Annotated in this window: 16 protein-coding genes; 7 read left to right on the top strand and 9 right to left on the bottom strand. The window is 53.1% G+C overall.

Going from position 1 to position 14,190, the window contains the following annotated elements:
- The first annotated feature begins 187 nt into the window (after positions 1-187).
- From L6966_RS09380 to L6966_RS09355, 6 genes are all read left to right on the top strand, one after another.
- Positions 188-1,486, top strand: coding sequence for an Nramp family divalent metal transporter (locus tag L6966_RS09380; protein ID WP_237224735.1), 1,299 nt, complete (start codon positions 188-190; stop codon positions 1,484-1,486).
- A 106-nt stretch (positions 1,487-1,592) separates the two neighbouring features.
- Positions 1,593-2,042: a MaoC family dehydratase N-terminal domain-containing protein gene (locus tag L6966_RS09375; RefSeq protein WP_083090816.1), complete on the top strand. Its 450-nt coding sequence runs from the start codon at positions 1,593-1,595 to the stop codon at positions 2,040-2,042.
- A complete protein-coding gene (locus L6966_RS09370) occupies positions 2,039-2,503 on the top strand; it encodes a MaoC family dehydratase (RefSeq protein WP_083090817.1) in 465 nt (154 codons plus the stop codon). Before L6966_RS09375 ends, L6966_RS09370 begins: the two co-directional genes overlap by 4 nt.
- A 123-nt stretch (positions 2,504-2,626) precedes the next feature.
- Positions 2,627-3,856 (top strand): MFS transporter, encoded by a 1,230-nt coding sequence (locus L6966_RS09365; protein WP_083090818.1) that lies wholly within the window; start codon positions 2,627-2,629, stop codon positions 3,854-3,856.
- An 86-nt stretch (positions 3,857-3,942) separates the two neighbouring features.
- Positions 3,943-5,034, top strand: coding sequence for a UDP-N-acetylmuramate dehydrogenase (locus L6966_RS09360; RefSeq protein ID WP_083090819.1), 1,092 nt, complete (start codon positions 3,943-3,945; stop codon positions 5,032-5,034).
- Positions 5,035-5,046: 12 nt separating this feature from the next.
- On the top strand, positions 5,047-5,445 hold the full coding sequence (locus L6966_RS09355) for a PGPGW domain-containing protein (protein ID WP_237224736.1): 399 nt from the start codon (positions 5,047-5,049) through the stop codon (positions 5,443-5,445).
- Between the two features lie 20 nt (positions 5,446-5,465).
- On the opposite strand, the gene L6966_RS09350 is transcribed toward L6966_RS09355, so the two are convergent.
- Genes L6966_RS09350 through L6966_RS09335 form a run of 4 tightly spaced genes read right to left on the bottom strand, consistent with a single transcriptional unit; the run spans position 5,466 to position 8,505 of the window.
- The gene (locus L6966_RS09350) at positions 5,466-5,891 is read right to left on the bottom strand and encodes a GntR family transcriptional regulator (RefSeq protein ID WP_237224737.1); all 426 of its coding nucleotides are present in this window, start codon (positions 5,889-5,891) and stop codon (positions 5,466-5,468) included.
- Between the two features lie 9 nt (positions 5,892-5,900).
- Entirely contained in the window at positions 5,901-7,040 is a 1,140-nt protein-coding gene (asd, locus tag L6966_RS09345; protein ID WP_237224738.1) for an aspartate-semialdehyde dehydrogenase, read from the bottom strand.
- Positions 7,037-7,666 (bottom strand): dihydrofolate reductase, encoded by a 630-nt coding sequence (locus tag L6966_RS09340; RefSeq protein ID WP_237224769.1) that lies wholly within the window; start codon positions 7,664-7,666, stop codon positions 7,037-7,039. The genes asd and L6966_RS09340 overlap by 4 nt, the downstream gene beginning before the upstream one ends.
- A gap of 20 nt (positions 7,667-7,686) precedes the next feature.
- Positions 7,687-8,505, bottom strand: coding sequence for a thymidylate synthase (locus L6966_RS09335; RefSeq protein WP_237224739.1), 819 nt, complete (start codon positions 8,503-8,505; stop codon positions 7,687-7,689).
- Here L6966_RS09335 and L6966_RS09330 point away from each other — a divergent pair.
- Positions 8,504-9,355, top strand: coding sequence for a ScbR family autoregulator-binding transcription factor (locus tag L6966_RS09330; RefSeq protein ID WP_083090823.1), 852 nt, complete (start codon positions 8,504-8,506; stop codon positions 9,353-9,355). The genes L6966_RS09335 and L6966_RS09330 overlap by 2 nt on opposite strands.
- Before the next feature lie 60 nt (positions 9,356-9,415).
- On the opposite strand, the gene L6966_RS09325 is transcribed toward L6966_RS09330, so the two are convergent.
- The 5 genes from L6966_RS09325 to L6966_RS09305 form a co-directional block, all read right to left on the bottom strand.
- A complete protein-coding gene (locus L6966_RS09325) occupies positions 9,416-10,111 on the bottom strand; it encodes a 4'-phosphopantetheinyl transferase family protein (protein WP_237224740.1) in 696 nt (231 codons plus the stop codon).
- Positions 10,112-10,184: 73 nt separating this feature from the next.
- Positions 10,185-11,768, bottom strand: coding sequence for a GMC oxidoreductase (locus L6966_RS09320; RefSeq protein WP_083090825.1), 1,584 nt, complete (start codon positions 11,766-11,768; stop codon positions 10,185-10,187).
- Between the two features lie 45 nt (positions 11,769-11,813).
- Positions 11,814-12,653: an SDR family NAD(P)-dependent oxidoreductase gene (locus tag L6966_RS09315; protein ID WP_083090826.1), complete on the bottom strand. Its 840-nt coding sequence runs from the start codon at positions 12,651-12,653 to the stop codon at positions 11,814-11,816.
- A 47-nt stretch (positions 12,654-12,700) separates the two neighbouring features.
- A complete protein-coding gene (locus tag L6966_RS09310) occupies positions 12,701-13,924 on the bottom strand; it encodes a beta-ketoacyl-[acyl-carrier-protein] synthase family protein (protein ID WP_083090827.1) in 1,224 nt (407 codons plus the stop codon).
- Entirely contained in the window at positions 13,924-14,178 is a 255-nt protein-coding gene (locus L6966_RS09305) for an acyl carrier protein (RefSeq protein WP_083090828.1), read from the bottom strand. The genes L6966_RS09310 and L6966_RS09305 overlap by 1 nt, the downstream gene beginning before the upstream one ends.
- Positions 14,179-14,190 lie beyond the last annotated feature (12 nt).

Genomic DNA, 14,190 nt, shown 5'->3' with positions numbered 1-14,190 from the left:
TATCGCTGAGCGTGCACATGGCGGGCGCACGCTCAGCGATATGGTGCACGCTCGCGGTTACCCCGTCATAAATAGCTAGGTGCAACCCGGATTATAGGAGCGGGGGAGGGGAATTTACGCGCACGTCACACCAGATGTGACACAATGTAATCCAGATTACATTGTGTTGTTGACGGAGGAAATCCTCATGAGCCGCCCTGACTCTGAAAAGTATCCCAGCTTCTTGGTTAACCCGCATGAACCGGTTGACTCGGTTAAGAAGTATAAGATTATTGGCCCGGGCCTAGTCGTAGCAGCAACGGGTATCGGTGCCGCTGACCTGGTAGCTACTTTGGTTGCTGGCTCCCGCTACGGCTACGCTTTGCTGTGGGCAGTGATAGTTGGTGTGGTTCTCAAAATTATTCTGGTGGAAGGGGCAGGCCGCTACACTCTAGCGACCGGGCGCTCCATCTTTGAGGGCTGGCGTTCCCTCGGGCGCTGGACCACAGCCTACTTCGCCCCGTACATCATTATCTGGGGCTTTGTCTACGGGGCAACAGCGATGAGTGCCTCCGCCATGCCCCTGGCCGCCCTGTTCCCCGTCTTTGACCTAAAAATCTGGGCTGTGCTCATGGGGCTAGCCGGTTTTATCTGCGTGTGGCTGGGCAAATATGAACTGGTTGAGAAACTGACGGCCGTGCTGGTAGGGCTCATGTTCGCGCTCATTGTTGGCCTAGCCATATACACCCTGCCCAATATCCCGGAGATGCTCAAAGGCCTAGTCCCCCTGATTCCTGCTGGCGGCCTGTCGTATACGCTGGCTCTGGCCGGTGGTGTAGGTGGAACGATTACCCTGGCAGCCTACGGCTACTGGCTCCGCGAGAAGGGGTGGTCTTCCCCTCGTTTTATGCGCGTGATGCAACTCGATAACACTGTTGCCTACATTCTCTCGGGTATCTTTGTCACAGCCACTCTGATTCTGGGCGTTGAGGTACTATACTCAGCTGGCCAGGCTGTCTCAGCCGGAGACAAAGGCCTACTCGACCTAGCTGAAGTGCTGAAAGACCGCTACGGCACCGTGGTTGGCAACCTCTTTTTGGTGGGTTTCTGGGCTGCCTCCTTCTCATCGGTTATCGGGGTGTGGTCTGGTGTTTCCCTCATGTTCGCCGACTTCTGGGGCACCATGCGAGGCAGAGAACCGGGGCACCCCGATACCCGCACCGGCGGCAAGTACTTCAAGTTTTATCTGCTGTGGATTACCTTCCCGCCCATGACCCTGCTTCTACTGGACCGCCCCATCTTCTTGATTTTGCTGTACGGTGTGCTGGGTGCCCTCTTCATGCCCTTCCTGTCCGTCACCCTTTTGGCGCTACTTAACACCCGCCGAATTCCCGATAACTGGCGTAATGGGCTGACCACCAACGTCCTGCTGGTCATCACTGCCGTGCTCTTCGGCATCCTGGGCGTGATTCAGACTTGGGAGGCAGTGGCCAAGGTGCTTGGATAGGTATCAGACCACTCCGGTACCTCTCGGAGGGGCTGAGCGGGATAAGGTACGAGCGAGAGAAGCTCAAACATTTCAGTAGTAGCCTGCAACCCCGTAGAGTGGTGCCATGGCTATTAACCAAGATATTGTAGGCCGCGTGTACCCGGCCACCGAGCCCTACGCTGTGGGCCGCGAAAAAATTCGCGAGTTCGCAGCTGCTGTGAAGGCTTCTAGCCCCCTGCACTTTGAGGTACAGGCGGCCAAGGACGCTGGCTACTCCGACCTGATTGCCCCTCCCACCTTTGCGATTATTTTGGCCCAAAAGGCAGATGCTGCCCTCATCACTGACCCTGAGGCCGGTATCGACTTCTCTCGCGTGGTGCACGCCGATCAGCGCTTCACCCACCACCGCCCCATCGTTGCCGGGGACGAGCTTCTGACCGAGCTTCACGTCGATAGCGTACGCATCATGGGCGCAGGTGCCATGCTGACCACCCGCGAAGAAATCACCACTGTAGACGGCGAGAAGGTCACCACCTGCATTTCATCCCTGCTGGTTCGGGCGGAGGAATCATGACCGCTGTACACTTTGAGACCCTTGAGAAAGGTACCGATATTGGTGCCGCTGAGATTCCGGTGACCCGTGCTGACCTGGTGGCCTACGCGGGGGCGTCCGGCGACTTCAACCCCATTCACTGGAACGAGCGCTTTGCTACCTCCGTGGGCCTGCCCGGTGTGATTGCCCACGGCATGTTCACCATGGGCGCTGCGGTGCAGCTGGTGACCGACTGGGCGGGCGACGCCGGTGCGATTGTGGACTACCAGACTCGTTTTTCGAAGCCCGTTCCGGTGCCTGATGCGCCGGATGCCGCCTCCCCGGCAACCGGGGGCAGCATCATCTCGGTTGCGGGCAAAGTGGGTTCCCTAGACGAGAGCGCCCGCACCGCCCGCATCGACCTGACCGTCACCGCCCCAGACACCGAGGGTAAGCCCCAGAAGGTACTGATGAAGGCTCAGGCACTCGTACAATTTGCCTAGACACTAGGTAAGCGGATGACACGACGGCACCCAGTCTGTTTCTGCCGCAGACGGGTGCCGCCGCCTGCCTGCCCACTAAAATAAATACCGTAAGACACACACTAGAGAATTGACCCTCACACCATGGCCCAGACCTCCCGCGCACAGCTCACCGACCGAAACATCAAAAACTGGTACCGGGCTGTGCTGGGTCTCTTCTTTGCCAGTGGCCTGGTTGTCTCTGCCCTGCTGACCCGCCTACCCGATGTGGCTACCGGTCTAGGGCTCAGCTCCGGGCCCATGGGCCTACTCCTGCTCGGTATGACCCTGGGCTCTTTCTGCGCGGTCAGCTTCTCGGGCACCCTGGTGGCCCGCTTCGGCGCCGTCCGCTGCATCGCAGCAGCCTACGCCACCACCGTCACCGGCATGATCCTCATCGGCCTCGGAGTGCAATTCACCAGCGTCCTGCTCACCCTGCTGGGTCTCATCATGCAGGGGCTCGGCTCAGCTGTCTCGAACGTAGCCTCCAACGTGCAGGGCATAGCCAACGAACGCGCCCTGGGCCGCTACGTCACCCCCATCATGCACGGCTTCTTCTCCATCGGTACCGTGGCAGGCGCAGCCATCGGCACCCTCGATACCCGCCTGAGCTTACCCTTCTGGCTGCACATGGTCTACTTCGCGCTCGCCGTCGCCGTGCTCGTCCTTGTGTCTCTCAAGTTCTGTCACAGCGAAAACTACGGGCAGGACGACACACAGGCCATCGCTGCCGTTGGGTCCTACCGGGTGCGCGACGCCTGGCGCGACAAGCACACCATCCTCGTCGGTATCTTTGTGCTCGGCATGGCCCTAGCCGAGGGCTCCGCCAATGACTGGGTGGCGCTCGCCCTGACCCACGACTATGGCACCAGTAATACGGTTGGTTCCTTGGGCTACTTCACCTTTGTGGTTGCCATGATGCTCGGACGTTTTGGCGGCACCGCCCTACTCAACCGCTACGGCCGAGTGCCTGTGCTCCGAGTCACCTGCACCCTGGCACTTGTTGGCCTGGCCCTCTTCATCTTTGCCCCCACCGTGCCCCTGGGGTTTGTGGGTCTGCTGGTGTGGGGTCTGGGTGCTTCTCTGGGGTTCCCCACCGGCATGTCAGCTGCCTCAGACGACCGGTTCAAGGCTGCCGTTCGTGTCTCTGTGGTTTCAACGATTGGTTACGCTGCCTTCCTGGGCGGGCCGCCCCTGCTGGGCTTGCTGGGGGAGCACTTCGGTATCAGAAACGGCCTGCTGGTGGTACTAGTCTTTGTGGTGATTTCGCTGGCTCTGACCGGCCGTCTTGGCGTTGCCGCATCGGGCAGGCCCGTCCATACTGAAAAACTTTGACTCGTATAGGCGCTGAGGGATAGGGCGCAGTCTGCCTCCTCCTAGCGGGCAGGCAGGTGCTGAGTGCAGCCGGTAGAATGGTCAGCGTGACTGACATGCTTTTGAGTGAACTAACCACCGCCGCCGTGGGCGGCCCCGCACGCCGCTATGTGAAGGCAACGAACGAGCAGCAGGTGATTGACGCTGTAACCGCTGCCGATGCTGCGGGGGAGAACCTGCTGCTTGTGGGCGGGGGATCCAACCTGCTGGTAGCCGATGAGGGTTTTGACGGAACGGTTGTTCATATCGCCTCGCAGGGCATTGAGACCGTCAGTGACTACACCTGTGGTGGAACCACCTTACGCGTGCAGGCTGGCCACACCTGGGATGATTTCGTGGCCTATGCTGTGGAGCATGAGCTCTCGGGTATAGAGGCCCTCTCTGGTATTCCCGGCACAGTGGGCGCTACCCCCGTGCAGAACGTGGGAGCCTATGGTTCTGAGGTGGCTCACACCATTGCCTCGGTGCGCACCTGGGACCGCCACACCGGTAGCTATAAGACCTTTGCAAATGCTGACCTTAAGTTTGCCTACCGGGATTCGGTACTCAAACAATCCACGGTCAATGGGTCGCCACGGTATGTGGTGCTGACCGTGGACTTCCAGCTGCCGCACGGCTCACAATCTGCCCCGATTCGCTATGCTGAACTGGCACGCCAGCTGGGCGTTGAGGCCGGTCAGCGAGCAGATTCAGCACTGGTTCGGCAGACCGTGCTGCGCCTGCGTTCAGGCAAGGGCATGGTGCTGGATGCCACTGACCGCGACACCTACTCCACCGGCTCCTTCTTCACCAACCCCATTGTGAGCGAGGACGCCTTGGGTCAGTTACCTGCGGATGCCCCCCGCTACCCGGCCACCACTCCTACCGGGGAGCCCCTTGATGGCAGGGTCAAGCTCTCTGCAGCCTGGCTGATTCAGCACGCTGGTTTTGAGAAAGGTTTTGGCCTTAGTGGTAAGGCTCTCGAGCTTGCTGGGGGGCGCGCAGGTCTGTCTACCAAACACACCCTGGCTATTACTAACCGGGGTGAAGCACGAGCCGAAGATATTGCCGCCATTGCGCGGGCTGTACGCGCCGGTGTCCGCGAGGCCTTCGGTGTGGAGCTGGAACCCGAGCCCGTGATTGTAGGGTTCACTCTCTAACGCTGGTTGGGTATGAGTCTCGAACGCGAAGTTAACGGTGGCCAGGGTGGGCGGTTACACCGGCGAATGGAGCGCCTGCGCGCCTTGATGGGGCGCCACCCTGCCCTGTTACTGCTCCACCGGCTGGTGATTATCACGCTTGGTTTTATCTGCATTGTTGCGGGTCTAATCATGTTGGTGACGCCGGGGCCAGGCTGGCTTTTTATCTTTATGGGAATGAGCTTGTGGGGCACAGAGTTCCACTGGGCGCACCGGCTGAATGTGTGGGCCAGGGCCAAGGTGCTGGCAGCGTGGAGGCAGCTGGAGGCCAAGCGGCGCCGGGCCCACCGCCGTAGGGAGGCAGCTCGCTGGGCTAAGCGCGAGAATCGCAGGCACTACTGCCCGACGGGGGAGCATTACAGGGGAAGCTGAGCGTGGCGTCCGTTGTGAGACTAACCCTCCAACCCCAGCATGTGGTTCACGGTCTCGTAGATTTGCCGGTCCTCAAAGCCCAGCTTGCGCATAGCTGTAATGTATTTCTCGGTCAGGGTCTGCGCCTTGTGCGCTGTAGAATCCAGGGCTGTAATAAAAGACCCGGCCCGGCCGTGGGTCTCAATGGCCCCGGCAGCCTCTAGTTCCTTGTAGGCCTTAGCCACCGTGTTCACTGCCAGGCCGGTCTCAGCCGCCAGCGCCCGCATAGGTGGTAGCCTATCTCCGGCAGCCAGCACTCCGGAGGCCCGCGCCGCGATAATAGCGCGGCGTAGCTGGGAGTAGGGCGGCACGTCCGACCCCTTATCAACCCTAAAATTTAAAGCACGAATGCCCCCGCACAGCTCCTGGTGGGAGCCGTGAAGCGGGGGCATTTCATTCTTGGTCATAGCACCAGTTTAGAGGGCGCCGGTTGCAATCTTCAGCATACGGCGCACAGGTTCTGCGGCCCCCCAGAGCAACTGGTCACCCACCGTAAAAGCAGAAATGTACTGGGGGCCCATGTTCAGCTTGCGGATACGGCCCACAGGGATATCCAGGGTGCCGGACGCCGCAACGGGAGTCAGACCCTCGACAGTGGCGTCCTTGGTGTTGGGGATAACCTTTGACCACTCGTTGTCCTCATCGATAATCTTCTCGATTTCCTCAACGGTCAGGTCTTCCTTGAGCTTCAAGGTCAGAGCCTGGGAATGGGAGCGCATGGTTGCGATACGCACGCACAGGCCGTCAAGAACCACGCGGTCATCGCCCTCAAGGCCCAGAATCTTGTTGGACTCAGCCTCGGCCTTCCACTCTTCGCGGGACTGGCCGTTGCCCAGGTCAGAGTCAATCCAGGGAATCAGCGAACCGGCCAGGGGAACGCCGAACTGGGTGGTGTCGAGGTCGCCGGAGCGCTGGAGTTCCAGCACCTTGCGGTCGATTTCAAGGATGGCGGACGCGGGGTCGTCCAGCTCGGTTGCTACGTAGCCGTTGATATCGCCGAACTGCTTGAGCACCTCGCGCATGTGGCGGGCGCCGCCACCGGAGGCTGCCTGGTAGGTCATGGAGGTGCCCCACTCAACCAGCCCCTGCTTCCACAGGCCGCCCAGGCCCATGAGCAGGCAGGAGACGGTGCAGTTACCGCCGATGAAGTCCTTAACCCCTGACTCCAGGCCGCGGTCGATGACGTCGCGGTTGATGGGGTCAAGCACGATGACGGCATCATCGTTCATGCGCAGGGTTGAGGCGGCGTCAATCCAGAGACCGCTCCAGCCGCGCTCACGCAGCTGGGTGTGTACTGCCTTGGTGTAGTCGCCACCCTGGGCGGTCACGATGACGGGCAGCTTGGCGAGCTCGTCGATATCGTGGGCGTCCTTGAGAGTGGACTCTTCCAACGCGCCGCCGAAGGTGGGGGCTGCTGAACCGGCCTGGGAGGTGGAGAAGAAGACCGGGTTGATACCCTCGAAGTCACCTTCTTCGAGCATGCGCTTCATGAGCACGGAGCCGACCATGCCACGGTAACCAACAAAGCCTACGGAATCACCAGATGTAAAAGTCATGGTTTCAGTCTAGCTTTTACGGGCTCCCGGCGCAGGGTCTGGAACCGCATGGTGAGAGGGAGCTTCTCGCCGGTGGCGGTCAGCGCATAGCCTTTTTCAGAGCGGACGGGTGCGTCCTCAGCAACTAGTGCCCAGTCGGCCCCCAGTTCAGGGGCGTAGGTATCACCGGGAATCTCAGCCTCAAAGAGGGTGCGCTCCACCCGGGTTACCTGCCAACCCGCTACTCCGGGCAGGTCGGTGCGGTGTAGGGCCTCGGTGTAGAGAGAGCCGCCGCCAAGGACCCAGTAGGTGGGGGCGTCCGGAGCTAAACTCTGCGCCGCTCCCAAAGCTGCGTCGAGGGAGGGAACCCAGACGGCGCCGTCCTTCTCTTCAACCTGCGAGACAGAACGCGTAATCACCAGGTTGAGCCGCCCCGGCAGGGGGCGGAAGCGGGGCGGGTAGGACTCCCAGGTCACCCGGCCCATCATGACCGGGGCTCCCAGTGTGGCTGCCTTGAAGTGGGCTAAATCTTCGGGGGCGTACCAGGGCATATCGCCGTCGCGGCCAATCACCCCGTTACTTGCCTGCGCCCAGATGGCCGCTAGTTCAGGCAGATACTGCAAGCCGGGATTTTCTTTCCCCTTCATGCTCATAGCTGTGCCCGTACCTAAACCGCAATAGGTGCTTTAATCAGGGGGTGGTGGCGGTAGTCCACCAGCTCAAAGTCCTCGAACTCGTAGTCAAAAATTGAGGGCTTCTTGTTTTTAATGCGCAGGCGTGGGTAGGGGTAGGGATCCCGGGATAGCTGCTCTTCAACCTGCTCGTAGTGGTTGGAATAGATGTGGCAGTCACCGCCGGTCCAGACGAATTCGCCGGGCACCATGCCTACCTCTTCGGCGATGAGCTGGGTGAGCAGGGCGTAGGAGGCAATGTTGAAAGGAACACCCAAGAACATATCGGCAGAGCGCTGGTAGAGCTGGCAAGACAACTCTTTCTGACCATTCTCTCGGGTCTTGACGTAGAACTGGAAGAGGGCATGGCAGGGGGGAAGGGCCATGTCGTCCACCTCGGCTGGGTTCCAGGCTGAGACAATGTGGCGGCGGGAATCTGGGTTGTTTTTCAAAGAGTCGATGACCTTGGCGATCTGGTCGATGGCTTGGCCCTTGTTGGTGGGCCAGGAGCGCCACTGCATCCCGTAGACCGGGCCTAGTTCGCCGTCTTCGTCTGCCCACTCGTCCCAGATGGTGACGCCGCGCTCCTGCAACCAGCGCACGTTAGATTCTCCGCGCAGGAACCAGAGTAGCTCAATGACCACCGACTTGAAGTGCACTTTCTTGGTGGTGATGAGTGGGAAACTTTCGGAGAGGTCGAAGCGCATTTGGCGGCCGAAGACGCTCTTGGTGCCGGTGCTTGTGCGATCAGACTTCTCATCACCGGTTGCCATGATCTCACGCAAGAGGTCTTCATAGGGGGTAGGAATCGGCATGCTCTTCTTTTCTGTGAACGGTCTTAACGTTGGTAACAGTTTACCAATGCGGTTATTCCGTAGCACAGTGCCACTTCATGCTGAAGCAGCAGCGTCTGAGGGCACGACGTACAATCAATCGGGTGAAGATTTATTACTTACTACCAGGAGAGGGGAGGCCGTGATGAGTTCGTACGGTTTAAACAGAGGTAGCACTAAAAAGGCAGATGGCAGAACTCCCGTGCAGCAACGCTCCCAGAGAACACGTCAGGCAATCATTGTGGGAGCCAGTGTGGTTTTTGATCAAAAGGGATATGCGGCAACTAGCCTGAAAGATATTTCTGATGAATCGGGAGTCTCTCTGGGCTCAATATACTTCTACTTTCAGAACAAGGATCAACTGGCGCACGCAGTGATAAGCGAGCAGCACAGCAGATCCTATGAGGCTATTATGCAAAGGGTAGACCCGGAGCAAGGGCCCGTTGAACAGTTGATTGGGGTTTCACGTGCTGTAGTTGATCAGCTTTTGACCGATCCCATTGTGCGAGCAGGGTTTCGTTTGGGCACAGATGAAGCATCTTTACAAGAAGCTGCACAGGAGTTCTATGAAGCTTGGGCGAGAAGTGCTCAGGTTATCATCGAACGCGCCCAGGTAGAAAAGGTCTTCAGAAATACGATTCCTGCTCCAACCCTCGCGAGACTACTCATTGGTTTCTTTAGTGGAACCCACCTAATGTCACAAGCTACAACTGAGCGTTCGGATTTGCTTCAGATGATTCAAAACATGTGGATAATGATTATTTCCGGGCAGGCAACAGAAGACCACGCTGAACGTCTATATCGATTCGTGGATGCAACCTTCACTGAATAATTTTGACTATTAAATTAAAAAGAAAATTTTGTATATTGCTAAATCGAACATAAGGTTGAGCTAACACAGTTCATCAAGTGGCGCTTCCACGCTACTAGGTGCACAAATTAAGACAAACACAACAAGCCTTCCGTGTAAGAGCTTGAACGACCCTTTAACTTCTCTAGATAACTCAACTAATTTAGTAAGTTCACGATATTTATATCTTACAATAAATTCTGTGCTGTTTGACTTCATCAATACTTGCATATCAGCTGTAGTCAAGAACTGTCCATAGCCTTGATAAATAGCTTTAAAAGCTGCTTCTTTTGCGCAGAAGAGCAACCGATCCCATGCTAAATTCGATTGCTCTTCATGTAACAATTTAAGACTATTTAGTTCATCGTTAGAAGCAATCCTATTAATTATATGAATAGGTAGTCTTTCATTAGGCTCAACATCTATACCCAAAGCTGCAAAATTAGCGCTACATCCGACAATAGCAGCGTAAAAATCTTGACAATGTGCAATACTTCCTACCACTTTTGCTGGCCAGGAGGGGCTTCCATCGGGAAGCCTGAGTATATCTCTGTATTTCTTTGATCCTAAATATTTAAGTGCTGTTTTCGCGCATACTCGACCACCCGTGAACTCAAGACGCCGCTTTGTATTCCATTTTTCAGCAACCTCCTGCTCAGCATCGGAAAGAATTTTAATTGGGTAGTGAATCTCATGCTCAAGTGCAATGAAAGCTGAATCGACTTTTAGTATTTCCATATTTATCTATAAATATTTCTCAGTGTGCAACACAAAATTGCGATAAGATAATCATGTATATGTGAAAACATTCTTATAAGTTGCTGTCCATGATTCTCTCCGCAAGAGCTGTAATTGTTAGCAGTGGGTTAACTCCGATAGAACCAGGCAAAAGCGCCCCATCAACTACAACTAACCCTTCATGACCTTTAAGTCCACCCTTATCGTTTGTTGCTTTACCAAATACGGCACCTCCAAGAGGGTGATATGTCCAGTCATTAGTAAAAATCTTACCCTCATATCCAAAAAGGTCAGTTCTATAAGAAGTGCCCTCCATGTCATTTATGCGGTCGAATGTTTGACGGACTTTCGCAATTGCTTCATCTGCTTGAGAAACTTTCCATGTAACTTGAGGTTGTCCATCCACAAGCTTGATTTCACACCTTTCAGAGGTCTCAGCGATACTCAGATAGTAAGAAATGTAATTTTCGAACCCTAGCGGTAGCGGAGCCACTTCATTATATGTACCCAAGGATAAACGACAGTCTATACCGGTAACGGCTATCGTTGACTGGTTAGAACCTGTAGGCAGATTGTTTGGGTTAGTGCGGCCAAAAGTGATGTTTCCGTTTGTTCCCCATCCCTTACCAACCTCAGGAGATAAACGTGTTAATCCGCCATTTTCTTGGGAACGAAGTAGAATTTCAGTTGTTCCGACCGATCCAGCCCCAAGAAAAATTTTTTTAGCACGGAACGTCATATTGCCTATAGTCATTCCTGACTTGTTCCGTTCGATGCAGAAAAGCTCAAACCCTCCCGTAGCAAGTGCATTGATTGATATAACTTCAGTTAGCGTCTGTACTGTGAGCAGCCCAGTCTGTTCTGCCCGGGACAGGTAAGTATGTGTTAGAGATTTGCGTCCATAATTGTTGCCATAAATCAATTCATTTGCAAGTGCTGATTTAGGAACAGTACCAGCCGCTTCTCGTTCCATATAACTAAAATCATAAAAATTTGGCATATTTGCTATATCGTACCCAGCGCGTTTTGCTGAATCTCGAGCTGTACGTGAAAACTGGTACCACTCAGTTTCCTCAAAAAAATTTGGATTAATGCTATTTAGATTAAGACGGCGTTCAGCAAGTGGTAGATAATATCGAAAAAAGTTGTTGTCAGCTATTTGTGGAAGCACATTTGAGAGCACATTTCTTGATGGCCGAGGGGAGATTCCACCGTTGACCAATGAGCCGCCACCATAACCAATACCCCGATAAACAGACATTTGACCAAGAGATTTAAAATCAAGTATACCAGCCCCGTAAGGAACTGACTGATCCAAAGAAATACCTTCGATTGTCTTGACCGGTTGAGAAGTGGAATGACCAAGCCACACAGAGCGTTCATCAGGGGTAAGCATACTTGGGAATATTTTTCCATCACTGCTGGGTTGATTCCATCGCTGTCCCATCTCAAGGAGCAGAACACGGTGTCCTTTCTTGGTGAGACGATATGCAGCTACTGCAGCACCGTAACCTGATCCAACAACAATATTTGTATAGGATTGCTTTGGAAGAGATGCGACGTCTGCAGCGGTTGAACGCGCAGTTATACAGCTGGCAAGACCAGCTCCTGCGGCGATGAGAGATCCTTTAAACAGATTACGTCGTGATGTGTGCATTATATTTTAATCCTTAGTTTATAAATTGAGATAGATTTTAGTAAATTACCAAGAAATATCAAGAAGTTCACAACTCTTACGCCAGTGAGCCTCAACAATCGAATCGTCGTAAGCAAGCCGATGTGTCCGTGATGGCTTTCCTTTTTCGTTATAATATGTTCCAGAAATCCATTGATTACGATTGTGTGGGTCAAGAAAGCGTTTTAAGTTCTGACCTCCTTGCTGAGGTGTTATTAAAAAATTTTTAAGTGCGGTGTGATAGACCCACTTAAAATAGCTAGTTGTATCGGATGCAAAACTTGTAGCAACGTTTCCAGGGTGAAACGCAATTGACGAAATCCCCTGATTAGAAAATCTTTTTTCTAGCCCTCTAGTGAATAGGATATTTGCTAATTTGCCGTTTCCGTAGGCCCGATTAGGTGTGAAGTTATTGAAAGTATTGATGTCATTGAGATCAAGTTTTGAGAAGAGTCTAGCACCAATACTCGCTGTATTTACGATAAGTGCTTGACTGGTCATAAGACGATCGAAAAGCAGATGGGTTAATAGAAATGGTGCTAGATGATTAACTTGGAAGGTTTTTTCAAACCCATCCACTGTTTTTATTGGCCCACTGAAGAGACCTCCTGCATTATTGGATAGAACATCAATACAATCATAGTTTGTTAGTAGTTCATCTGCAAGACGTCTTACATCGTCAAGAACGGAAAAGTCGGCAATATGATAGTTGGGCGTTCCAACTGATTCAGCTACAGATTCCATCTTTGATGGAGAACGTCCTATAAGAACAAGGCGCACGTCATCTCTCTTTAACTGCTCAGCTGCTTCAGCCCCAATTCCGTCGCTGGCACCAGTGATAACAATAGTTTTTTTATCGTTGACCATTTTCTGTCTCCTTTTATCTGTAAAATACAGTTCATTTTATGCAATAATTAGATTTTTGAAAAAATAACTGAGATATTTTCCCCTCCAAAAGCATTACTGTTTACCATTACGTACTCTGGATCTATTTGCTGGGGTTCGTTGGGTAAGAAATTAAGATCTAATTTCGGGTCAGGATAATTTAAATTTGCAGTTCCTGGAACTTTTCCTGAACAAATTCCTTGAATTGCTGAGATAGCTGCAGTTGGGCCTGCTGCTCCGAGCGAATGTCCAAGATTTCCTTTTAGAGATGATACCTTGAGGCTATAAGCATGCTTGTAGAAAACATTTTTAATTGCTAAAGTCTCGGAAATATCATTAAGTTGGGTTGCTGTTCCATGCGCTGCAATATAATCAATCTTCGACGGCTCAATTCCTGCTGAATTAAGGGCGGCATGCATGGCGCGTTGTGCACCAATACCTTCAGTGCTTGGTTGAGTGATATGGAATGCATCTGAGCTGCGACCAAAACCCTTTAGCTCTGCATATATTGGGACATTTCTTGCCTTTGCGTGATTATACTCTTCGAGGACAAGCAATGCTGCACCTTCAGCAATGACAAAACCATCGCGATTATTGCTAAATGGTCGACTAGCTGATGCAGGTGTTTCATTACTTCGTGACATTGCACCCATTACGCAGAAGCCACCGAAAGGGATGGGAGAAACCGGTGCATCAGCTCCACCAGCTATAGCTATATCAATCTCTCCTAGTGAAATTGATTGGGCGGCGCTGATGATAGAGTCGAGACCTGACGAACAAGCGCTTACAGGGGCCATGCTAGGTCCGCAGAGATTGTGTCGAATACTCACATGAGATGCTGCGCTATTAGCCATTCCGTTTGGAACAATACGTGGGCCGACCCTTCGGCCTTGAGATATGGCACGTCCACCATCTAGCCAGCTATCTGCGCCACCGCATGCAGTTCCTATAAAGGTTCCAACTCGGTCACCAATTTTTTCAGTGTCTAGCTTAGCATCATAAATTGCAAGATCTGCTGCGATAACGGAAAGTGTAGTAAACCGATCCATTTTCTTTATTTCACGATTTGAGAGCCAGCGTGAAAAATCAATATTTATTTCACCTGCAATTTTTGTTGGATATGTACTAGTGTCGAATCCTTTTACACGAGTTATTCCTTTGCGATTTGTTACCCAGCCCTCTTCAAATTCATCTTTTCCTATACCAATTGGAGTCACAGGTGCTAATCCAGTGACAACTACCCTTTTTTGCATCAAATATCACCTGCACGAGCTCGATCAATGTAGTGTACGACATCTTGTACAGTATATAAATTTGCGAGGTGTTCTTCAGACAATTTAATCCCGAGATCCTCATCGAGACCAGCAACCAGTTCTAGGGCGTCTAAAGAATCCATACCTAAATCATCACGGAGACTTGCCTTCGGAATAATTTCATCGGAATCAATAGACATGCGCTCAATCAGTAGTGATTGTAGAAGTTGAAAAGAGGTTAAATTGTTATCCATTTGTGTTCCTAA

Origin of the sequence: Rothia nasisuis (assembly GCF_928381405.1) — a bacterium.
In the GTDB taxonomy this organism is placed as follows: domain Bacteria; phylum Actinomycetota; class Actinomycetes; order Actinomycetales; family Micrococcaceae; genus Rothia; species Rothia nasisuis.
Note: the sequence above shows the minus strand (reverse complement) of the source record. Positions and strands in the feature narration are given on the sequence as shown.